The 20,575-nt window shown below is 65.9% G+C and carries 21 protein-coding genes; 8 read left to right on the top strand and 13 right to left on the bottom strand.

The window, feature by feature from the left end:
• The first annotated feature begins 11 nt into the window (after nucleotides 1-11).
• Together CR919_RS17120 and CR919_RS17115 are read left to right on the top strand one after the other, a co-directional pair.
• Nucleotides 12-980 (top strand): hypothetical protein, encoded by a 969-nt coding sequence (locus tag CR919_RS17120; RefSeq protein WP_099821036.1) that lies wholly within the window; start codon nucleotides 12-14, stop codon nucleotides 978-980.
• The gene (locus CR919_RS17115; RefSeq protein WP_099821035.1) at nucleotides 977-1,681 is read left to right on the top strand and encodes a hypothetical protein; all 705 of its coding nucleotides are present in this window, start codon (nucleotides 977-979) and stop codon (nucleotides 1,679-1,681) included. Before CR919_RS17120 ends, CR919_RS17115 begins: the two co-directional genes overlap by 4 nt.
• A gap of 72 nt (nucleotides 1,682-1,753) precedes the next feature.
• Here the strand turns inward: CR919_RS17115 and CR919_RS17110 are convergent, their stop codons facing one another.
• From CR919_RS17110 to murJ, 8 genes are all read right to left on the bottom strand, one after another.
• Nucleotides 1,754-2,419: a lysoplasmalogenase gene (locus tag CR919_RS17110; RefSeq protein ID WP_099821034.1), complete on the bottom strand. Its 666-nt coding sequence runs from the start codon at nucleotides 2,417-2,419 to the stop codon at nucleotides 1,754-1,756.
• On the bottom strand, nucleotides 2,416-4,299 hold the full coding sequence (locus tag CR919_RS17105) for a M61 family metallopeptidase (RefSeq protein ID WP_099821033.1): 1,884 nt from the start codon (nucleotides 4,297-4,299) through the stop codon (nucleotides 2,416-2,418). Before CR919_RS17105 ends, CR919_RS17110 begins: the two co-directional genes overlap by 4 nt.
• A gap of 155 nt (nucleotides 4,300-4,454) precedes the next feature.
• Nucleotides 4,455-4,694 (bottom strand): hypothetical protein, encoded by a 240-nt coding sequence (locus CR919_RS17100; protein WP_099821032.1) that lies wholly within the window; start codon nucleotides 4,692-4,694, stop codon nucleotides 4,455-4,457.
• A 123-nt stretch (nucleotides 4,695-4,817) separates the two neighbouring features.
• Entirely contained in the window at nucleotides 4,818-5,768 is a 951-nt protein-coding gene (ispH, locus tag CR919_RS17095) for a 4-hydroxy-3-methylbut-2-enyl diphosphate reductase (RefSeq protein ID WP_099821031.1), read from the bottom strand.
• 27 nt (nucleotides 5,769-5,795) lie between these two features.
• Nucleotides 5,796-6,320 (bottom strand): signal peptidase II, encoded by a 525-nt coding sequence (gene lspA, locus CR919_RS17090; protein ID WP_099821030.1) that lies wholly within the window; start codon nucleotides 6,318-6,320, stop codon nucleotides 5,796-5,798.
• A complete protein-coding gene (ileS, locus tag CR919_RS17085) occupies nucleotides 6,320-9,151 on the bottom strand; it encodes an isoleucine--tRNA ligase (protein WP_099821029.1) in 2,832 nt (943 codons plus the stop codon). Before ileS ends, lspA begins: the two co-directional genes overlap by 1 nt.
• Nucleotides 9,148-10,095, bottom strand: a complete 948-nt coding sequence (locus CR919_RS17080; RefSeq protein ID WP_099821028.1) for a bifunctional riboflavin kinase/FAD synthetase — start codon at nucleotides 10,093-10,095, stop codon at nucleotides 9,148-9,150. Before CR919_RS17080 ends, ileS begins: the two co-directional genes overlap by 4 nt.
• 75 nt (nucleotides 10,096-10,170) lie before the next feature.
• Nucleotides 10,171-11,775, bottom strand: coding sequence for a murein biosynthesis integral membrane protein MurJ (gene murJ, locus CR919_RS17075; RefSeq protein WP_099821027.1), 1,605 nt, complete (start codon nucleotides 11,773-11,775; stop codon nucleotides 10,171-10,173).
• A gap of 116 nt (nucleotides 11,776-11,891) precedes the next feature.
• Here murJ and rpsT point away from each other — a divergent pair, with 116 nt between their 5' ends.
• Entirely contained in the window at nucleotides 11,892-12,161 is a 270-nt protein-coding gene (gene rpsT, locus CR919_RS17070) for a 30S ribosomal protein S20 (RefSeq protein ID WP_025873851.1), read from the top strand.
• A 215-nt stretch (nucleotides 12,162-12,376) separates the two neighbouring features.
• Here the strand turns inward: rpsT and obgE are convergent, their stop codons facing one another.
• From obgE to rplU, 4 genes are read right to left on the bottom strand one after another with little or no spacing between them, the layout of a single operon-like run.
• Nucleotides 12,377-13,432: a GTPase ObgE gene (gene obgE, locus CR919_RS17065; protein ID WP_025873852.1), complete on the bottom strand. Its 1,056-nt coding sequence runs from the start codon at nucleotides 13,430-13,432 to the stop codon at nucleotides 12,377-12,379.
• Nucleotides 13,429-13,566 carry a hypothetical protein gene (locus CR919_RS21235; protein WP_157804331.1) on the bottom strand — a complete coding sequence of 46 codons (138 nt, stop codon included), beginning with the start codon at nucleotides 13,564-13,566 and terminating at the stop codon, nucleotides 13,429-13,431. Before CR919_RS21235 ends, obgE begins: the two co-directional genes overlap by 4 nt.
• 59 nt (nucleotides 13,567-13,625) lie before the next feature.
• Nucleotides 13,626-13,889, bottom strand: coding sequence for a 50S ribosomal protein L27 (rpmA, locus tag CR919_RS17060; RefSeq protein WP_089239574.1), 264 nt, complete (start codon nucleotides 13,887-13,889; stop codon nucleotides 13,626-13,628).
• An 11-nt stretch (nucleotides 13,890-13,900) separates the two neighbouring features.
• The gene (gene rplU / locus CR919_RS17055) at nucleotides 13,901-14,218 is read right to left on the bottom strand and encodes a 50S ribosomal protein L21 (protein WP_004148331.1); all 318 of its coding nucleotides are present in this window, start codon (nucleotides 14,216-14,218) and stop codon (nucleotides 13,901-13,903) included.
• Nucleotides 14,219-14,560: 342 nt separating this feature from the next.
• Here rplU and uvrA point away from each other — a divergent pair, with 342 nt between their 5' ends.
• The 3 genes from uvrA to CR919_RS17040 all read left to right on the top strand — a co-directional run bounded on the left by uvrA (nucleotide 14,561) and on the right by CR919_RS17040 (nucleotide 18,772).
• Nucleotides 14,561-17,557: an excinuclease ABC subunit UvrA gene (uvrA, locus tag CR919_RS17050; protein ID WP_099821026.1), complete on the top strand. Its 2,997-nt coding sequence runs from the start codon at nucleotides 14,561-14,563 to the stop codon at nucleotides 17,555-17,557.
• Nucleotides 17,557-17,964 carry a thioesterase family protein gene (locus tag CR919_RS17045; RefSeq protein WP_099821025.1) on the top strand — a complete coding sequence of 136 codons (408 nt, stop codon included), beginning with the start codon at nucleotides 17,557-17,559 and terminating at the stop codon, nucleotides 17,962-17,964. Before uvrA ends, CR919_RS17045 begins: the two co-directional genes overlap by 1 nt.
• A gap of 82 nt (nucleotides 17,965-18,046) precedes the next feature.
• The gene (locus CR919_RS17040) at nucleotides 18,047-18,772 is read left to right on the top strand and encodes an enolase (protein WP_099821024.1); all 726 of its coding nucleotides are present in this window, start codon (nucleotides 18,047-18,049) and stop codon (nucleotides 18,770-18,772) included.
• 106 nt (nucleotides 18,773-18,878) lie between these two features.
• Here the strand turns inward: CR919_RS17040 and CR919_RS17035 are convergent, their stop codons facing one another.
• The gene (locus tag CR919_RS17035) at nucleotides 18,879-19,325 is read right to left on the bottom strand and encodes a copper chaperone PCu(A)C (protein ID WP_099821023.1); all 447 of its coding nucleotides are present in this window, start codon (nucleotides 19,323-19,325) and stop codon (nucleotides 18,879-18,881) included.
• A 35-nt stretch (nucleotides 19,326-19,360) separates the two neighbouring features.
• Between CR919_RS17035 and CR919_RS17030 the strand changes: the two genes are divergently transcribed.
• A complete protein-coding gene (locus tag CR919_RS17030; RefSeq protein WP_099821022.1) occupies nucleotides 19,361-20,137 on the top strand; it encodes an enoyl-CoA hydratase/isomerase family protein in 777 nt (258 codons plus the stop codon).
• A gap of 157 nt (nucleotides 20,138-20,294) precedes the next feature.
• On the top strand, nucleotides 20,295-20,575 hold a 281-nt coding region (locus tag CR919_RS17025; protein ID WP_133119633.1), incomplete at its 3' end, for a transposase.

Here is a 20,575-nt window from a genome sequence, read left to right as displayed (position 1 = left end):
GAAGGCGAGTCATGAAAGCCTACCTCTGGTTCCTGGGCGCGCTCATGTTGTTCTTCGCGCTGCCCTTCCCCTGCCTGCTCTATTACGGCACCAGCTGGCCGATGGACCTGGGCGACCGCAGCGCGCCATGGTTGGCGCTTGGCCTGCTGGCGACGTCGCTGGCGCTGTGGCTGGTGCTGCTGTACGCCTTCCTGCATTACCTGCTGCTGGCGCCACCGCGCGCACTGCAACGCGTACGCAGCATCCTCGCCAACGGCGAGCCACGCAGCGCGCGCATCGAGCAGGCCGAACAGACTGGCGTGCAGGTGCGCGGCTTCGCGCAGTGGCGGCTGCAACTGGCCTTCGACAACCTGTCCGGCACGCCGATCACCGAAACGCTGGTCGTGGTCGACAGCAAGCCACAGCTGCAGCGTTTTGCCGTGGGCAGACAGCTGGATGTGCTGCTCAGCCGCACGCCGGGCACCCCGCCCAACCTGATGCTGGAAGGCGCGCAACCGGAACTGGACAGCGCCAGCCTGTGGCGCCGCGCCATCGGCGGCGTGATCGGTGTCATCGTGGTCGCTGCCGCGTACGTCATGGCCTACCGGCTGCAGAGCGATGGAATGGGTTGGACGTTCCTGGGTTTCGGTCATCCACTGCTGATCTGCCCGCTGGTGCTGTGCTGCTACCTGATCGGCCTGCGCCTGCTAGCACGCCTGCTGGCCGGCACGCTGCAGATCGACGCGCGCGGCGAAGCACTCAAGTACCGCGGGATCGGCGCCGAAGCGCGAGTGCTCGACGTGCGCCAGACCGGTACCTACGTCAACGAACAACCGCAGGTGGAGTTCCAGCTGGAATACCTCGACCGCGAGGGCAACGTGCAGCACGCCAGCGTGCGTCGCTTCGTTGCGCTGCTCGAACTGGCCAACATTCCTCGCGGGCAGGTCGACATCCTGTACGACCCGGATGATCGCCGCAGCGTGCGCATGGAGGACGCGTGAAGCGGCCCGTGTCCACACCGCTGGTGTTCGCCGGCGTGGTGCTGGCCCTGGCCGGCGTCGCCACGGCGGGCGGTGTATTACAGACCGTTGATGCGACCCTGCGCGGCGCCGCATCGACCGCGCCTGCGGATGCAACGCAGCAACATCCTTGGGAACAACCGTTGCGTACGGCGGCCATCGCCACGCCACGGGCAGCTTTCGAACCGATGCGCGTGCCCGGGCGGGCACGGCCCAACCTGCTGCTCGACAGCGAGCGCCTGCAGGCTGCAAGGCAGGCGCTGGAAGCGATGCCCGGACTGGCCGGCGAACGCCTGGTCGTTTTCCACAGCATCCACTTCCATGACGACGGTCGCATCGACATCGACCTGGTCGCCCCACAGCAGCCGGGCCATGTGGATGCTTACCACTACCAACGCGGGCAGTGGCGCAAGGGCGATGCGGTGAACCCGCAGCAGTTCGCACCGACCATCACCCTGCGCCGCAGCAGCACCGCACTGGCCAACATCGATTTCGATGCCGTGCCACGGGTGACGCAGGCCCTGCAGGAGCAGCGCAATGCCCTGATGCGTACGCCGGCCCAGGTCGGCCATGTGTATGTGGTCATCCGCAAGGGCGGCAAGCTGGTGTGGTTGCCGGATGAAGTGGCGGGCGACCGCCAGACCGTGCGCCTGCGCTACGACGCCAAGGGCAACCTGCAGTAGAAAATGGGGACGGAGGGGCCAAGTGGCACGACAAGGGCCAAAGCGACTTGCCCCCCTCCGTCTCCTTTTCTGCTATCTCACCGAGCGGGCGATGGCGTACTGCGCGGCGTAGTAAGTGGACAGCACCAGCAGGCTGGCCATCGGCAGGCCGCCGCCGAAGCGATCCCACGCCAGCAATGAATCGCTGGCGACGAACAGCAGTGCACCACCAGCAGCCCAACGCGCACTGCCCGCTTCCAACGCATCGGCGTGCGGCCGTTTCCAGTAACGCGCCAGTGCCAGCACTGCCATGGCGGCCAGCACCACGACGTAGGCCAGCACCGGAATGCGCATCGGCAGCGGCAGATGCGGCCATAGGCCGGCGACGTTGATCGAAGCGAATGCGGCAAGCAGCACGAAGGCAGCGAGCAGTCCGCGACCCGCGCGCAGGCCGGCACGGAACGCGGCGATGTAGCACAGATGTGCCAGCAGGAAGGCAACCAGCCCTGGCACGAACGCGTCGATCGGCAACATCAGCGCGATATCGCCCACGCAGGACAACAGCATGCCGGACAGCACCGCGCGCCGGTAGAACGCATCCGCTACCGGCCGCGCCTGCCAGGCGATGGCGGCGATCAGCAGCGTGGTCGCCGGCTTGGCCAACCAGTGCAGCCAACGCCCGTCGCCGTCCAGGTAGGCGCCGACGATGGCCAGCACGGCCACCACCAGGATCAGCCCATCGCGCGTACGCAGGCTCATCGCGCCTTCCACAGCTCTGCAAGGCGATCCGGGCGGCCGCTGATGCGTTCCAGCACCGGATACTGCAGGCCGCCGTGGTAGTCGATCTTCATCGTATCGATGCGGTCGAACTGTTTGACCAGCAGTGTGATCGGCGCCTTGTCAGTGGCCGCCGCAGCCACCGCATCCTTCAAGCGCTGGCTGCTGTATTCGCGACCACCAACGGCGATCACCTTCATGCCCGGCGCCAGACCTGCGTTGAACGACGGGCTGTCCCAGATCACATCGCCGACCACGCCGCTGTCGAGCACCGTCGCGCCCAGCGAGTAGGCCAGCAGCGCTGCCTTCGCGCGCTTTTCCTGTGCCTTGTAGGCCTCGTTCGGCGCATCGCGGTAGACCAGCTTCCAGCCCGCCAGTTCCAGGCCGCCGGTCAGCGATCCGTGCCCGTCCAGGCGCTGGCGCAGAAAGCTGGCCCAGTCGTACGGCGCGATGCCGTTCAAGGTCGCCACCACGTCGTCGAAGGTGTACGGATTGACGTCCCAATCGCCGTTGCCGACGCCAAAAAACGCACGCGCGAAATCATCCAGGCTGCGACGGTTGCCGGTCAGCCCCCGCAGCTTGCCCTCTACCTCCAGCCACAGCATCTGCCCACCGGAGTAGTAGTCTTCGCTCATCTGGTAATTGCGGTACGGCAACGTGCGGCGCTGGGCGATGGTCGGGTCGTTGGTGGTGTCCTGCAGCGGACGCCAAGCCAGGCCCGGGCGGCCGCGATCATAGGTTGCCGCCACGTTCGCGAGCATGTCGCGCGCCTGCTCGATGGTCCACAGCCCGGAACGCGCGGCCAGCACCTGGCCCCAGAACTGGGTCTGGCCTTCGTACACCCACAGCAGGCTGTCGCCCATCGGCATGTTGAAGTTGGCCGTGGCCAGATCGGCACCGCGACGGTACTTGCCGTTCCACGAGTGGGTGTACTCATGCGGCAGCAGGTCGCGCATCCACGCGTTGCTGTCCCACTCCGTGAAATAGCCCGGGTCGGCGCTGTTTTCGCTGGAGCGATGGTGTTCCAGTCCGATGCCGCCAAGACGATCGGTCAGGGCAAGCAGGAATTCGTAGTGATCGTAGTGACGCGCGCCGTACAGTTTGTCGGCCTGCTGCACCAGCGCACGATGCACCTTCAGCTGCGCATCGGTTGGCTTCAGTGATTTGGCATCGTCGGCGAACACGTTCAGGTGCACCGGCGCCTTCGCGCCGGGGTCGAGGTCGATGCGCTGGTGATGCTCGCCGGCAAACAGCGGCGAGTCGACCAGGTGGTCATAGGAGATCGGCTTGAACACCACGGTGTCGCCATCGCGGCGGGCGGTTTCCAACGCGGTGGCGTAGGCCCAGCCCTTGGGCAGCGTCACGCTGGCCTGCGCCTGCAGGTTGCGCGCGTCCACGCCGGCCGGATACAGCGAATTGGCGTTCCACTGCAGGTTGAGCATTTCCGGGGTCATCACCACCCGACCCTGGCTTCCCCCCTGCGAAGACAGGAAATCGAAGTGGGCGACGATCTCGCTCACACCCGCCGGTACCTCCACCTTGAACGCGTATACGTTGAACTGGTCGCGCTGCCAGGCCAACGGCTTGCCGTTGGCGGTCACCCGCAGGCCGGCGAGCTTGTCGATGGGGCCAGTGGGCGAATGGTTGCCGGGAATCCACTGCGGGTACAGCAGGGTCAGCGGACCGGGCTTGGCTGGCACGGTGGCGGTGACCTTGAAGATGCGCCGGGCCAGGTCGCGCGCGTCGACATCGATGCGCAGCAGGCCCGGGGCGGCGGCATCACCCGGTGGCGGGGTCTGCGCCAGCGCGGGCGTGGCCGCCAGCGCGAACAGCACGGACATCACCAGGGCACGGGTTTTCATCGGCAGGTTCCAGCAGCAGAGGATTCCCCGATGCTAGGCCTGTGCGGTGCCGAGCCCCATGGCCGAAGGTCATGGTTGCCAGTGCACCGACCTGATGCGGCAAAGCCTCATCGGAGCATTGGCGAAGACTGACAGCATCCACGCATGGCGTGGATCTACTGGAAAGCGGAGGAGTACCGGGTAGATCCACGCCATGCGTGGATGTCGCGCTTCCCGAAGCCGTGCGAACCAAGGTTCACACCCACCAGTTGCGCCATCGCAATAAACCGGGAGGCCCATCGGTAGATCCACGCCATGCGTGGATGGCGCATCCCGAAGCCGTGCGAACCAAGGTTCGCACCCACCAGTAGCGCCATCGCAATAAACCGGCAGGCCCATCGGTAGATCCACGCCATGCGTGGATGACCTGCATCCCGAAGCCGTGCGAACCAAGGTTCACACCCACCAGATGCGCCATCGCAATAAACCGGCAGGCCCATCGGTAGATCCACGCCATGCGTGGATGAAGCTCTTCCCGGTCAGTCGACCAGGCGCAGGCGCAGTTCCTTCGGCAGCGCGAACACCATCGATTCCGGCTCGCCGTCCAGCTCACCGATACCGGAAGCCCCCAGCTCGGCCAGACGCGCCAGCACGCCATCGACCAGCACCTGCGGTGCCGAGGCACCAGCGGTCACGCCAATGTGCTGCTTGCCCACCACCCAGGCCGGGTCGATCTCGTGCGCACCGTCGATCAGGTAGCTCTCCACGCCTTCACGGCGGGCCAGCTCACTCAGTCGGTTGGAATTGGAGCTGTTCGGCGAACCGACCACCAGCACCAGGTCGCAGCGCTTGGCCAGGTCGCGCACAGCGTCCTGGCGGTTCTGCGTGGCGTAGCAGATGTCGTCGTTCTTCGGCCCCTGCATCGCCGGGAAGCGCTCGCGCAGCGCATCGATGATGCCACGCGTGTCGTCCACCGACAGCGTGGTCTGGGTGGTGTACGCGAAGTTTTCCGGCTGGTTGATCTGCAGCGTGGCCACCTGCTCCACGTCCTCGACCAGGTAGATCTGGCCGGTGCCCGCTTCGCGGTTCCACTGCCCCATCGTGCCCTCCACTTCCGGATGGCCAGCATGGCCGATCAGCACCACGTCACGGCCGGCGCGGCAGTGGCGGGCGACTTCGAAATGGACCTTGGTCACCAGCGGACAGGTGGCGTCGAACACCTTCAGGCCACGACGCTCGGCTTCCTGGCGCACGGCCTGGGAAACGCCATGGGCGCTGAAGATGACGGTGTTGTTGTCCGGCACTTCGTCGAGTTCTTCGACGAAGATCGCGCCGCGCTGCTTCAGGTCGTCGACCACGAAGCGGTTGTGCACCACTTCATGGCGGACATAGATGGGCGCGCCGAGCGTTTCGATCGCGCGCTTGACGATCTCGATCGCACGATCGACACCGGCACAGAAACCACGCGGGTTGGCGAGCAGCACATCCATCAGTTCAGTCTCCCGGCAGCGGCCGGCTTACGGTTTCGGGTTGGCATTATCCGCCTTTTTGGCGGACTTGCCGTCGAACAGGCCAAACAGGGCGATGCCGATGGCACCCACCACGATGGCCGAATCGGCAATGTTGAACGACGGCCAGACATGCTCGCCGACGTACCACTGGATGAAATCCACCACGTGACCATGCACCTGGCGGTCGATCACGTTGCCGATCGCACCGCCGATGATCAGCGCGTACGGCACGGCAGCCTTCCAGTTGCCACGGGCAGTCGCACGCAGCCACCAGGCCATCAGGCCGCTGATGGCGATCGCCAGCACGGTGAAGAAGTGCTTCTGCCAGCCACCGGCATCGCTCAGGAAGCTGAACGCTGCACCGGTGTTGTAGGTGCGGTACCAGTTCCAGAAGCCGTCGATGACCACCACCGGCTGGAACTCCGGCAGGCTCGACAGCACCCAGGCCTTCGACCACTGGTCCAGGCCGATGATGACTGCCGACAGCAGCAGCCAGACCAGTGCGTTCGGATGCGGGCGCGGGGCGGCCATCAGAACCAGCTCCGCACTTCGCCGGCACCGGCGATGTTGGTCACGCAGCGGCCACACAGTTCCGGGTGGTCGGCATTGCTGCCAACGTCGGCACGGTGGTGCCAGCAGCGCACGCACTTGGACTTCTGCGTCGGCTGGGCGCTGACGAACACCTCGTCGGTGGTCGCCGGGCGCACCTGCACGTCACCGCTGATGAACAGGAAACGCAGTTCATCGGCCAGCGGCTGCCAGCGTGCGGCCTGCTCTTCGCTGGCGGCGATGGTGATTTCCGCTTCCAGCGCGGCACCGATCGCACCATTGGCGCGCATCGGCTCCAGCACCTTGGCCACCTGTTCGCGCACGGCCAGCAGCTGGTCGAAGTCAGCGGCGTTGAGCTGTGCCTCGGCCGGCAGCGGCGCCAGGCCCTCGTACCAGGTGGTGAACAGCACGTGGCCGGCACGGTCACCCGGCAGGTAACCCCACAGCTCGTCGGCGGTGAAGGTCAGGATCGGCGCCACCCAGCGGGTGAACGCTTCGGCGATGTGGTACATCGCGCTCTGCGCCGAACGACGACCATCCGAATCGGTCGGCATCGTGTACAGGCGGTCCTTGGTCACGTCCAGGTACAGCGAGCCCAGGTCCACGCTGCAGAAGTTCAGCAGCAGCTGCACGATCTCGGCCATGTCGTAGTTGTCATACGCCGCCTTGATCTTCTCCTGCAGCTCCCAGGCGCGATGCACGATCCAGCGGTCCAGCGCGACCATCTCGTTGAGGGGGCGCAGGTGCTGGGCCGGATCGAAACCGTCCAGGTTGCCCAGCAGGAAGCGGGCGGTGTTGCGCAGGCGACGGTAAGCGTCGGCGGTGCGCTTGAGGATTTCCTGCGACAGCGACATCTCGTTGCTGTAGTCGGCCGAGGCGATCCACAGGCGCAGGATGTCCGCGCCCAGCTTGTTCATGATTTCCTGCGGTTCGATGCCGTTGCCCAGCGACTTGGACATCTTGCGGCCGTGCTCGTCCACGGTGAAACCGTGGGTGAGGCACTGCTTGTACGGCGCGCGCTTGTCGATGGCCACGCCGGTCAGCAGCGAGGACTGGAACCAGCCGCGATGCTGGTCGGAGCCTTCCAGGTACAGGTCGGCCGGCTTGCCGAAGCCACGTGCGGCCAGCACGGCTTCGTGAGTCACGCCGGAATCGAACCAGACATCGAGGATGTCGGTGACCTTCTCGTAGTCGGCCGCTTCGGCGCCCAGCAGTTCGGCCGCGTCCAGCGAGTACCACACGTCGATGCCTTCGGCTTCAACGCGGTCGGCCACCTGCTGCATCAGCTCCACCGAACGCGGGTGGATCTCGCCGGTCTGGCGGTGGGTGAACAGTGCGATCGGCACGCCCCAGGTGCGCTGGCGCGAGATCGTCCAGTCCGGGCGGCCATCGACCATGCTCTGGATGCGCGCCTTGCCCCAGCTCGGGAACCAGCCGACGGTGTCGATGGCGGCCAGCGCATCGTTGCGCAGGTTGGCCTTGTCCATCGAGATGAACCACTGCGGGGTGGCGCGGAACACCACCGGCGTCTTGTGCCGCCAGCAGTGCGGGTAGCTGTGGCGGATCTCGACGAACGCCAGCAGCGCGCCGCTGTCACGCAGCACCTGCACGATCGCCTCCTGCGCCTTCCACAGGTGCTGGCCCGCCAGCACCACGTCGCCTGCAGGCGGGGTCGATTCCAGGTAGACGCCACGGCCGTCGATCGGCGTGATCTGCCCGGCGTTGTACTTGTCCAGCAAGCCATACTTCTGGCTGACCACGTAGTCTTCCTGGCCGTGGCCGGGCGCGGTGTGCACCGCACCGGTACCGTCCTCGTCGGACACGTGTTCGCCGTTGAGCACGAGGATTTCGCGCTCCGGGTAGAACGGGTGCGCCAGCAGCTGGTTTTCCAGCGCCGAACCTTCGGCTTCACCGTGCAGCACCACCGCGTCCACGCCGTAGCGCTGCAGCGAACGCTCGGCCAGCGCAGCAGCCAGCACCAGCCAACGGCGCTTGCCGTTGTGCGCCGGGCCTTCGGCCAGCACGTAGCGGATGTCCGCGCCCAGCGACACCGCCAGCGAGGCCGGCAGCGTCCACGGGGTGGTGGTCCAGATCGGCACGGCCACTTCCACGTCAGCCGGCAGGCTGACACCGAACGCCTGCGCCACGGCCTGCGCATCACGCGCGGCGTAGGCCACGTCGATCGCCGGCGAGGTCTTCTCGTGGTACTCGATCTCGGCTTCGGCCAGCGCCGAACCGCAGTCGAAGCACCAGTACACCGGCTTGGCGCCGCGCAGCAGATGGCCGTTGGCCACGATCTTGGACAACGCGCGGATCTCGTTGGCCTCGAAATCGAAGCTCAGGGTCTTGTACGGGTTGTCCCAGTCGCCGGTGACGCCCAGGCGCTTGAAGTCAGCGCGCTGGATGTCGATCTGCTCCTCGGCGAACTCGCGGCACTTCTGCCGGAACTCGACCGCATCGAGCTTCACCCCGACCTTGCCCCACTTCTTTTCCACCGCGATTTCGATCGGCAGGCCATGGCAGTCCCAGCCCGGCACGTAGGGCGCATCGAAGCCGGCCAGGTAGCGCGACTTGACGATGACGTCCTTGAGGATCTTGTTGACCGCGTGGCCCAGGTGGATGCGCGCATTGGCGTACGGCGGACCGTCATGCAGCACGAACAGCGGGCGGCCGGCGGCGTTGTCGCGCAGCTGCTGGTAGAGCCCCTGCTCTTCCCAGCGCGCCAGAATGCCCGGCTCGCGCTTGGGCAGGTCGCCGCGCATCGGGAATTCGGTGGCCGGCAGGTTGAGGGTGGTCTTGTAGTCCTGGCTCACGCAGTGGCTCGCAATCTATGTTCGGAAAGGATGGCACGCGCCTGTTCGGCGTCGCGGTGCATCTGGTCGGTCAGCGCCGCCAGATCGTTGAATTTCTCTTCATCGCGCAGCTTGGCGACGAATTCCACTTCGATGTGACGCCCGTACAGGTCGCCCTGGAAATCGAACAGGTGCGCTTCCAGCAGCGGCTCCACGCCATCCACGGTCGGCCGGGTACCGAAACTGGACACCGACGGCCACGGCTGGTCGAACACCCCGTGCACCCAGGTCGCGTAGATGCCCGACAACGCCGGGGTCTTCGGGAATCGCAGGTTGGCGGTGGGGAAGCCCAGCGTACGGCCGAGCTGACGCCCGCGCACCACCCGCCCGCTGATCGAGTAGGGACGCCCCAGCAGGTCGCCGACGCGGGCGAAGTCGCCTTCCTGCAGCAGCTGGCGGATCCGGGTGCTGGAGATGCGATCACCGTGCAGGTCGACCGCTTCGATTTCGCCGGCGCTGAAACCGAGCTCGGCACCCAGCGCCTGCAGCAGGGCCAGATCGCCACGGCGGCGGTTGCCGAAACAGAACTCCGGCCCGATCCAGACCTCGCGGGCGTTCAGGCGATGGGCCAGCAGCTGGCGCACGAAGGTTTCGGCCGGCATCGCCGCCATCGCCGCGTCGAAGCGCAGCAGGCCGATCGCATCGACGCCCAGTTCGTGCAGGATCTCGACCTTGCTGCGGGCCAGGGTCAGCCGCGGCGGCGGCGTGCCTTGGGCAAAGAACTCGCGCGGCAGGGGCTCGAAGGCCACCGCCACCGCAGCCACACCCAAGGCGCGCGCACGCGCGACCGCGTGCCGCACCAGCGCACGATGGCCCAGGTGGAGGCCGTCGAATGCACCGATGCAGACCACGCTTCCGTTGGGGAACAGCTCCCCGCCCTCGACGCTTCTGAACAGCCTGCTCATCAACTCTCGTTCCGGCCGGCCCAAGCCCGCCGTTTCAATGGTGTAACCCTGAAGTATAGCCGCCGGGAGCCACGATCAATGCCCGCGCAGGTCGCGCGGACGGAAGCCCATCGCCACCATTGCCAGCAGATAGGTCAGCCCGCCACCGCCGACCAGCAGGCCGAGGGCACCGATCCGTTCCCACACGCCCATCGACGAGAAGCCCGGCAGCCAGTACAGCAGGGCCAGCAGCACGCCGACCATCGCCGTGCACGCCACCAGCAGCCGCAGCAGGTAACCGCCCCAGCCGGGACGCCGCTGGTAGACATCGGTCTTGCCCAGCCAGTACCAGAGCAGCCCCAGGTTCAGGTAACTGGACAGCGCGCTGGCGATGCCCAATGCCAGGTGCAGGCCGGGCTGCTTGCCGAGGGCGGCCATCACCCCCTGCGCCTTCAGCTCATCGGGCACCATCACCTGGTACAGCACCGCCAGCAGGGCGAAGTTGAACACCATGTTGGCCACCAGCGCGGCGACACCGGCACGCACCGGCGTTTTGGTGTCCTGCCGCGCGTAGAAGGCCGGCAGCACCACTTTCAGCAGCGCGAAGGCCGGCAGGCCGAAGCTCAGGCCGTACACCGACAGCGCCGTCATGCGGGTGTCGAAGGCGGTGAACTGGCCGTGCTGGAAGATCGTCGAGATCAGCGGCTCGGCCAGCAGCAGCAGGCCGAGCATGGCCGGCACCGAGATCAGCAGGGTCATGCGCAGGCCCCAGTCCAGCGAGCGCGAAAAGCCTTCGCGGTCGGTGCTGACATGGTGCCGGGCCAGCGCCGGCAGGATCACCGTGCCCAGGGCCACGCCGAACACACCCAGCGGCAGTTCCAGGAAGCGATCGGCCAGCGACAGCCAGGACTGCGAACCATCGGTCAGCTTGGCGGCGATGACGGTATCCAGCAGCAGGTTGATCTGCGCCACTGACGAGCCGAACAGGGTCGGCACCATCAGCGTCATCACCTTGCGCACGCCCGGATGGTTCCAGCCCCAGCGCGGCAGGGTCAGCAGGTCGATACCCTTCAACGAAGGCAACTGGAACAGCAGCTGCAACAGGCCGGCGGCCAGCACGGCCCAGCCGAGGGCGAGGATCTGCTTTTCCGGTGTGCCCCCCAGCCGCGGCGCCAGCCACAGCGCGCCGGCGATCATGCACAGGTTGAGGATGACCGGGGTCAGCGCCGGCATCGCGAAGCGCTGGAAACTGTTCAGCGCGCCGCCGGCCAGGGCGGTCAGCGAGACGAACAGCAGGAACGGGAAGGTCAGGCGGAACAGGTCGATCAGCAGGCCCTGCTTGGCAGGGTCGGTGTCGACGCCACTGGCGAAGACCGACGCCAGTTGCGGCGCGAAGATCAGCGCCAGTGCGGTGACCAGCATCAGCACGCCGCCCAGGGTGCCGGCGGTGCGGGCCATCAATTCACGCAGCTCGGCGTGGCTGCGGGTCTCCTTCACCTCGGTGAACACCGGCACGAATGCGGTGGCAAAGGAGCCCTCGGCGAACAGCCGGCGCAGGAAATTGGGTATCCTGAAGGCGACCCAGAAAGCATCGGTGATGGCGTTGGTGCCGAAGGTCGAGGTCACCACCTGGTCCCGGACCAGGCCGAGAACCCGCGAGACCATGGTCATGCTGCTGAACGACAGCAGGCCCCGCAACATCTTGGGTGAACTCACTCAACGTCCCTCTTGACAATCGACTTGACGTACATTTCTTACGCCATCATACTAGCTAGCTTGCTGTTCCCATAACACCGATTTTTCAGGAAACCACCACCGTGGCCAATATCAAGTCCGCCAAGAAGCGCGCCAAGCAGACCGTCGTGCGCAACGCGCGCAACGTGGCTCAGCGCTCGATGCTGCGCACCGCTGTCAAGAAAGTGATCAAGGCGCTGGACGCCAACGATGCCGCCGGCGCTCAAGCCGCCTTCGCCGTTGCCCAGCCGATCCTGGATCGTTTCAGCGCGCGTGGCCTGATCCACAAGAACAAGGCTGCTCGCCACAAGAGCCGCCTGAACGACCGCATCAAGGCCCTCCAGGCCGCCTGATCCGGTTGGTTGCTGGAGCCTCGGCTCCGGCAGCACGCAAAAGCCCGGCTTCGGCCGGGTTTTTTGTTGCCTGCAGTTTCCGCTTCTGTAGAGCCAAGCCCATGCTCGGCTGGCCGCGCGAACAGCAGCCGAGCATGGGCTCGGCTCTACAGAAGAGCGGTACCCACAAAAAACCCGGCCGAAGCCGGGTTTTTTCGCGGGAACCACAACAGGCATTACTGCGCGTTGCGGGCCGCCTCGAGCTCGTCTTCCTTCTGGCGATCGAAGAACGCCATGATCCGGCTCATGATCGGGAAGGTGCCCTCGCGACCCAGTGCGGACACCAGGAACCACGGCTCCTTCCAGCCCAGCTCGGCCACGATCTTCTCGGCGGCGGCCTTGGCCTCGTCCTCGAACATCAGGTCGGCCTTGTTCAGCACCAGCCAGCGCGGCTTGGCCAGCAGCTCCGGATCGTGCTTTTCCAGTTCGCGCTCAATGGCACGCACCTGCTCGACCGGGGAAACGCCCTCCACACCACCTTCCATCGGCGAGATGTCGACGAGGTGCAGCAGCAGGCGGGTGCGCTGCAGGTGGCGCAGGAACTGCGCGCCCAGGCCGGCACCGTCGGCCGCACCTTCGATCAGGCCCGGAATGTCGGCGATCACGAAGCTGCGGTAGTTTTCCACCTTCACCACACCCAGGTTCGGGTACAGCGTGGTGAACGGGTAATCGGCCACCTTCGGCGTCGCCGCCGAGACGGCGCGGATCAGGGTGCTCTTGCCGGCATTGGGGAAGCCCAGCAGGCCGACGTCGGCCAGCAGCTTCAACTCCAGCTTCAGCGTGCGCTCTTCACCCGGCTCGCCCGGCAGCGCCTGGCGCGGCGAGCGATTGGTGGAGCTCTTGAAATGCATGTTGCCGAGGCCGCCGCGGCCCCCCTTGGCCACCAGCAGGCGGTCGCCATGCTGGGTCAGGTCGCCGATGATTTCATCGGTGGCCACGTTGATGATCACGGTGCCGACCGGCACGGTGATGACCATGTCTTCGCCACCCTTGCCATAGGCCTGGCGGCCCATGCCGTTCTCGCCGCGCTGCGCCTTGAAGATGCGGTCATGGCGGAAGTCGACCAGGGTGTTGAGGTTTTCGTCGGCGCGGATCCACACGCTGCCGCCCGCACCGCCGTCGCCGCCGTCCGGGCCGCCGAGCGGAATGAACTTCTCGCGACGGAAGCCAATGCAGCCGTTGCCGCCGTTGCCGGCGAACACTTCGATTTCTGCTTCGTCTACCAGTTTCATTGTTTCGATGCCTGCGATGGGCGCGGCATGCACGCCGCCACCTTGATGTAGTGCCGGCCGCTGGCCGACAACCGGGCGATGCCCGTTTTACCATTGATTCCAACGAAAAGCCCCGCCGAAGCGGGGCTCTTCATGCAGCGAGCTCTTCATCCAGCACGGCCATGCCGAGGCATGGGCGCCGGACGCAGCCTTATCAGGCTTCGACCGAGACGACGCTGACGGTGCGACGCTTCTTCGGGCCCTTCACGGTGAACTCCACCTTGCCGTCCGTCAGGGCGAACAGGGTGTGGTCACGACCGAGGCCGACGCCCGAACCCGGGTGGAACTGGGTGCCGCGCTGACGCACGATGATGTTGCCGGCTTCGATGGCCTGGCCACCGAAGATCTTGACGCCGAGGTACTTCGGGTTGGAGTCGCGACCGTTGCGCGAAGAGCCTACGCCTTTTTTATGTGCCATGACCTATCTCCTTACTTGCTGCCACCGGCAATGCCGGTGATCTCGATTTCGGTGTAGTACTGACGGTGACCCTGGCGCTTCATGTGGTGCTTACGGCGACGGAACTTGATGATCCGGACCTTGTCGGCACGACCCTGGGACAGGACGGTGGCAGTGACCGCAGCGCCGCTCAGGGCGTCGCCGATCTTGATGCCATCGCTGTCGCCGAGCAGCAGGATGTTGTCGAACTTGATCTCGCTGCCGACTTCGACTTCGAGCTTTTCAATGCGGAGCTTTTCGCCCTGCGCCACGCGGTATTGCTTACCGCCGGTGACCAGTACTGCGTACATGACCAGACTTCCTCTGTAGTTATTGTGGTCTATGGACTGCCGCCGTCGAGGGCGGACAGGAGCGGAATTGTACGTGGACCACCGCGGACGGGTCAAGTCAACCCCTGGGCAGGGCCTGCGGGGACCTGTCCCCCGCCCTCAGTAGAGCCGAGCCATGCTCGGCTGAACGGTTCGGGGTCCGGCCAGCCGAGCGTGGCTCGGCTCTACTGGCCGTCTCACGAGGTGAGACACCGGGCTGGCATTGTCGCCCATTGCCCCCATCTGGTCACCTCGGTAGGCTGACCGATTGCCGCCCTATCGCTGGCCCGGCGGCCCAGCCACGCCCCCACAACCGGATTCCCCATGGCGATGGATTTCATCCGCATCCGCGGCGCGCGGACGCACAACCTCAAGAACATCGACCTCGACCTGCCCCGCGACAAACTGATCGTGATCACCGGCCTGTCCGGCTCGGGCAAGTCGTCGCTGGCGTTCGACACCATCTATGCCGAGGGCCAGCGGCGTTACGTCGAGTCCCTGTCGGCGTATGCGCGGCAGTTCCTGAGCGTGATGGAAAAGCCGGACCTGGACCATATCGAAGGCCTGTCCCCGGCGATCTCGATCGAGCAGAAGTCGACCTCGCACAACCCGCGCTCGACGGTCGGCACGATCACCGAGATCTACGACTACCTGCGCCTGCTGTACGCACGTGTCGGCACGCCGCGCTGCCCCGACCACGGCTATCCGCTGGAAGCGCAGACGGTCAGCCAGATGGTCGACCACATGCTGACGCTGGACCCGGAACAGCGCTACATGCTGCTGGCGCCGGTGATCCGCGACCGCAAGGGCGAGCACGCACAGGTGTTCGACCAGCTGCGCGCGCAGGGTTTCGTGCGTGTGCGCGTCGATGGCGAGCTGTACGAAATCGATGCGGTGCCGCCGCTGGCGCTGCGCCAGAAGCACACCATCGAGGCGGTGATCGATCGCTTCCGCCCGCGCGAAGACATCAAGCAGCGCCTGGCCGAGAGCTTCGAAACGGCCTTGAAGCTGGGTGATGGCATGGCGTCGGTGCAGTCGCTGGACGACGCCGGTGCGACCCCTACCCTGTTCTCGTCCAAGTATTCCTGCCCGGTCTGCGACTACTCGCTGCCCGAACTGGAGCCGCGCCTGTTCTCGTTCAACGCACCGATGGGCGCCTGCCCCGGCTGCGATGGACTGGGCATGGCCGAATTCTTCGATCCCTCGCGCGTGGTGGTGCATCCCGAGCTGTCGCTGGCTGCCGGTGCCGTGCGCGGCTGGGATCGCCGCAACGCCTATTACTTCCAGCTGATCGCCTCGCTGGCCAAGCACTACAAGTTCGACACCGACGCGGCGTGGAACTCGCTGCCGGCCAAGGTGCAGCAGGCCGTGCTGTATGGCAGCGGCGAGGAAGCGATCACCTTCACCTACTTCACCGAGGCCGGTGGCCGCACCCAGCGCAAGCATCGCTTCGAAGGCATCATTCCCAACCTCGAACGCCGCTACAAGGAAACCGAATCGGCGGCGGTGCAGGAAGAGCTGGGCAAGTACATCAGCGAGCATGCCTGTCCCGAGTGCAACGGCGCACGCCTGAACAAGGCCGCGCGCAACGTGTTCGTGGCCGATCGCCCGCTGCCGGAACTGGTGGTGCTGCCGATCGATGAAGCGCTGAAGTTCTTCAGCGAACTGAGCCTGCCGGGCTGGCGCGGCGAGATCGCTGCGAAGATCGTCAAGGAGATCGGTGAGCGTCTCGGCTTCCTGGTCGATGTGGGCCTGGATTACCTGACCCTGGAGCGCAAGGCCGACACCCTGTCCGGTGGCGAGGCGCAGCGCATCCGCCTGGCCAGCCAGATCGGTGCCGGCCTGGTGGGCGTGATGTACGTGCTCGATGAGCCGTCCATCGGCCTGCACCAGCGCGACAACGAGCGCCTGCTGGGCACCCTCACCCGCCTGCGCGACCTCGGCAACACGGTGATCGTGGTTGAGCATGACGAAGATGCGATCCGTCTGGCCGACTACGTGCTGGACATCGGGCCGGGCGCGGGCGTGCATGGCGGCGAGATCGTCGGCCAGGGCAGCCTGCAGGACCTCCTCGATGCACCGCGTTCGCTGACCGGCCAGTACCTGTCGGGCAAGCGCGCGATCAAGATCCCGGCGCGCCGGCACAAGCCGAACCCGAAGATGACCCTGCATCTGCGTGGTGCCACCGGCAACAACCTGAAGGGCGTGGACCTGGCCATTCCGGCGGGGCTGCTGACCTGCGTGACCGGCGTGTCCGGTTCGGGCAAGTCGACCCTGATCAACGACACCCTGTTCTCGCTGGCTGCCAACGAGATCAACGGCGCCTCGCACCCGATCGCGCCTTACAAGGAGATCGATGGCCTGGACCTGTTCGACAAGGTGGTGGACATCGACCAGTCGCCGATCGGCCGCACCCCGCGTTCGAACCCGGCCACCTATACCGGCCTGTTCACTCCCCTGCGCGAACTGTTCGCACAGGTGCCCGAATCGCGTGCGCGCGGTTATTCGCCGGGGCGCTTCAGTTTCAACGTGCGTGGTGGCCGCTGCGAGGCCTGCCAGGGCGATGGCCTGATCAAGGTCGAGATGCACTTCCTGCCGGACGTGTACGTGCCCTGCGACGTCTGCCATGGCAAGCGCTACAACCGCGAAACGCTGGAGATCCTGTACAAGGGCTTCAACATCAACGACGTGCTGGAAATGACCGTCGAAGATGCATTGAAGCTGTTCGAGCCGGTACCGTCCATCGCCCGCAAGCTGGAGACCCTGGTCGATGTCGGCCTGAGCTACATCAAGCTGGGCCAGAGCGCGACCACGCTGTCCGGTGGTGAAGCGCAGCGCGTGAAGCTGTCCAAGGAGCTGTCGCGCCGCGATACCGGCCGCACCCTGTACATCCTCGACGAGCCGACCACCGGCCTGCACTTCCACGACATCGAGGCACTGCTCGGCGTGCTGCACAAGCTGCGCGACGAGGGCAACACGGTGGTGGTGATCGAGCACAACCTGGACGTGATCAAGACTGCCGACTGGATCGTCGATCTGGGTCCGGAAGGCGGTCATCGCGGTGGCACCATCCTGGTGACCGGCACGCCGGAAGACGTGGCCGCATGCCCGGATTCGTACACCGGCCAGTTCCTCGCCCGGATGCTGCCCTCCACTACTGCGCGACCGGACCAGCCCGCCGCCGTGGCCAACAAGCCCGATGCGCGCCCGCCGCGCAAGGTGAAGCCCGAGAAGCCGGCCAAGAAGGCCGCCGCCGCCAAGAGCACCGGCAAGGCCAGCAAGACCGCCACGGCCGGCACCAAGAAGAAGAAGGACGCCTGATGAGCAGCGAACACAAGATCCTGGCCCGCATTCCGATCAGCGTGCGCTGGCGTGACATGGACAGCATGGGCCACGTCAACAACGCCAAGTACATCTCCTACCTGGAAGAGGCGCGCGTGCGCTGGATGCTGGGCGTGGAAGGCGTGTCGATGACCGACCGCATCGCACCGGTGGTGGCTGCCACCAACGTCAACTACCGGTTGCCGATCGTGTGGCCCAACGACATCCTGGTCGAGCTGTTCGTCGAGCGCCTGGGCAACAGCAGCGTGACCATCGGCCATCGCATCGTCGACCAGCAGGATGAGTCGAGGCTGTATTCGGACGGCAACGTGGTGGTGGTGTGGATGGACACGCAGACCGGCAAGAGCGCGCCACTGCCTGAGGCGATCCGCAACGCGTCGAGCTGACACATCTGGTAGATGCCGACCTTGGTCGGCACCGGCCCGCCGGGCATGGCCCGGCGCTACCGTTCCACATCAAAGGACTGACATGATCCACCAGACTGAACTGCGCGACCTGCTGCCCGGCATGGTCCCCTTCCCCGCCGACGTATTCCCTGATGACCAGGCCTGGCTTGGTCAGCACCTGCTGCCGCTGCTGAAGATCGACCTCGGCGTGCTGCGCCCGGAACTGGCCGGCCAGGCCGCCACCCTGCTGTGTCCGATCGAGCCCTATGAAGGCTGCATCGGCGAAGCCACCGAAGAACACCACAACGCGTTCACCGGCACCAACTGGATCGCCTTTGAATTGACCGCCGACAACCGCATGCGTTTCCTCGGTGAGGAGGGCTATTTCATCGGCGACCAGGTGCAGGACAACGACGCGCTGGAGCACATCACGGAGATGCGTGAGAGCTACAGCAAGGCACACGCGTACTTCCAGCAGCATGGACGCTTGGCCAGCTATTCGCGCTATGGCGATGGCGAACCCGGCGAGCAGGCCTACCTTGATGTGCTGGGCGGGCAGATCTCGACCGGCAACTGGATTGAAACCGCGGAGATTCCCGCCGCCTTCGCGCTGGCGTTCACCGAGGCGGCCGACGACCGCCATGCGCCGGACGATGCCGAGTGCGCGATCATCACCCGCGATGGCAGGAAATTCTTCGCCGTTGCCGAAGTGGCCGGCTACAACTGGTGCGCCACCGGTGCCGATGCGATCGTGATGCTGTACGAGCCGGAAAGCCGCACGGTGCTGTTCTCGTACGACTGGTCGTAAGCCCACCGCGCTGCGCGCTCGCCGGGCATGGCCCGGCGCTACCAGTGTCGATTCGGCCGTGATGCCTGGGTAGCGCCGGGCCATGCCCGGCGGAACGAGCGCCGCGTTACGGCGCGGCCTTGCGCGCTATCAACGCCGTGCTGACTTCGGTGCCATCTTCCAGCTGCAGCTGCAGCCACACAGGCTGCCCCTCCTCCAGGGTGCGGTTGCCGTCCATCAGCATCAGGTGCAGGCCACCGGGCTTCAGTACGGCGCGCGCGCCGGGCGCCAATGGCAGGCGCCGGACCTCACGCATGCGGCTGACCCCATCGACGATCGTGGTCTCGTGCAGCGACACATCGCCGAAGGTCGCACTGCGTGAACCGGTGATCGCCACCGCGTTGGCGCAGCCGTTGCGGATCACCGCATAACCGGCAGTCATTGCCATCTTCGGGTTGGGCAACAACCGTACCCAGCCCTGCTCGACGGTGACGCACTTCGTCTCGGCGGCGGAGGCCGATGCTGCGGCCGCACACAGAACCAACAGTACGCCAACGAATGGTTTGGTTATCATCGTCTCAGTTCCCTCTTCGCAACGAGACCCGCAGCATGACGACGCTCATCGAGGTGATCAACCATGGCCCCATCCGCGAACTGCGGCTGGCGCGGCCGCCGGTCAATGCCCTGGACACCGAGCTGTGCCGGCAGTTGATCCATGCCATCGAACTGGCGATGGCCGAGGACGCGCACGGTATCGTGCTGTCCGGCAGCGAGCGTATCTTCACCGGCGGCATGGACGTGCCGCACCTGCTCTCGCATGGCGATGACAAGCACAAGCTGCTGGACACCTGGAACGCGTTCTTCGGCGCGGTACGCACGCTTGCCGAGAGCCGCATCCCGGTGGTTGCGGCGATCACCGGCCACGCCCCGGCTGGTGGCTGCGTGCTGGCCCTGTGCTGCGACTACCGGGTGATGGCACGCAGCGCCGATCCGGCGCGCCCGTACGCCATCGGCCTGAACGAAGTGCAGGTCGGCCTGATCGCACCGGAAGGCATCCAGCGCCTGCTGCGCCGTGCCGTGGGCGCGCATCGCTCCAGCGTCCTGCTGGCCACCGGCGCGCTGGTACCGGCCGAACAAGCCTTGCAGATCGGTCTGGTCGATGAACTGGTTGATGGCGAGCTGGTGGTGGCCCGTGCGGTAGCCTGGCTGCAGGACCTGCTGAAGCAGCCGCGGCAGCCGATGCTGCTGACCCGGGCCATCGCCCGCGCCGAACTGCACGATGCCCTGCACCCGGACCTGATCCAGCTCGACCGCTTCGTCGAGGCCTGGTTCGCCCCGGATGCGCAGAACGCGCTGCAGGCGCTGGTCGCCCGCCTAGGGAAGTAAGGCGGCCGAGCTGCCGCCCGGCACCCGCAGAAACCAAAGCAGCCACCGCGGATCCGTCTGCGGATTGCGGTGAGGCGGGAACAGGCGGGACACGCCGTGAACCCTTCCTTGAAGTGACCCCCGGGAGTTGGACGCCAGATCCAACCCCGAGGGATACATGAACAGGTACGAAGCTCGATTCAAACTGCAGGTCGCCAAAGAAGCCTGCAAGACCTCCACGTCGGTCAAAGCCATCGCCCGACACCACGGTTTGGAGTTCTCCACGGTCAGACGCTGGGTGGCTACGTATCGGCTGCACGGTTGGCGCGGGTTTCACCGCCAGACCCGGTCCTATGACCTCGCGTTCAAGCTGGCTGTTCTGGAGAAGATGAGCCGGGACGGCATGTCCGGGCGTGAGGCCACCACCTACTTTCAGATTGGCGATGCCGGCGCAGTGGG

Origin of the sequence: Stenotrophomonas sp. LMG 10879, from assembly GCF_002750935.1 — a bacterium.
In the GTDB taxonomy this organism is placed as follows: domain Bacteria; phylum Pseudomonadota; class Gammaproteobacteria; order Xanthomonadales; family Xanthomonadaceae; genus Stenotrophomonas; species Stenotrophomonas lactitubi_B.
This window is presented reverse-complemented; position numbering and strand designations above follow the sequence as displayed.

Bases quoted from the DNA above. Each gene is read 5' to 3' on its own strand.
- CR919_RS17080 (WP_099821028.1), bottom strand. From the start codon at position 10,095: ATGAGCAGGCTGTTCAGAAGCGTCGAGGGCGGGGAGCTGTTCCCCAAC.
- CR919_RS17030 (WP_099821022.1), top strand. From the start codon at position 19,361: ATGACGACGCTCATCGAGGTGATCAACCATGGCCCCATCCGCGAACTG.
- CR919_RS21235 (WP_157804331.1), bottom strand. From the start codon at position 13,566: ATGAAGAGCCCCGCTTCGGCGGGGCTTTTCGTTGGAATCAATGGTAAA.
- uvrA (WP_099821026.1), top strand. From the start codon at position 14,561: ATGGCGATGGATTTCATCCGCATCCGCGGCGCGCGGACGCACAACCTC.
- CR919_RS17105 (WP_099821033.1), bottom strand. From the start codon at position 4,299: ATGAAAACCCGTGCCCTGGTGATGTCCGTGCTGTTCGCGCTGGCGGCC.
- CR919_RS17040 (WP_099821024.1), top strand. From the start codon at position 18,047: ATGATCCACCAGACTGAACTGCGCGACCTGCTGCCCGGCATGGTCCCC.
- CR919_RS17035 (WP_099821023.1), bottom strand. From the start codon at position 19,325: ATGATAACCAAACCATTCGTTGGCGTACTGTTGGTTCTGTGTGCGGCC.
- obgE (WP_025873852.1), bottom strand. From the start codon at position 13,432: ATGAAACTGGTAGACGAAGCAGAAATCGAAGTGTTCGCCGGCAACGGC.
- rpmA (WP_089239574.1), bottom strand. From the start codon at position 13,889: ATGGCACATAAAAAAGGCGTAGGCTCTTCGCGCAACGGTCGCGACTCC.
- murJ (WP_099821027.1), bottom strand. From the start codon at position 11,775: ATGTTGCGGGGCCTGCTGTCGTTCAGCAGCATGACCATGGTCTCGCGG.
- rplU (WP_004148331.1), bottom strand. From the start codon at position 14,218: ATGTACGCAGTACTGGTCACCGGCGGTAAGCAATACCGCGTGGCGCAG.
- ispH (WP_099821031.1), bottom strand. From the start codon at position 5,768: ATGGATGTGCTGCTCGCCAACCCGCGTGGTTTCTGTGCCGGTGTCGAT.
- lspA (WP_099821030.1), bottom strand. From the start codon at position 6,320: ATGGCCGCCCCGCGCCCGCATCCGAACGCACTGGTCTGGCTGCTGCTG.
- CR919_RS17110 (WP_099821034.1), bottom strand. From the start codon at position 2,419: ATGAGCCTGCGTACGCGCGATGGGCTGATCCTGGTGGTGGCCGTGCTG.
- CR919_RS17120 (WP_099821036.1), top strand. From the start codon at position 12: ATGAAAGCCTACCTCTGGTTCCTGGGCGCGCTCATGTTGTTCTTCGCG.
- CR919_RS17045 (WP_099821025.1), top strand. From the start codon at position 17,557: ATGAGCAGCGAACACAAGATCCTGGCCCGCATTCCGATCAGCGTGCGC.
- CR919_RS17100 (WP_099821032.1), bottom strand. From the start codon at position 4,694: ATGGCGTGGATCTACCGATGGGCCTGCCGGTTTATTGCGATGGCGCTA.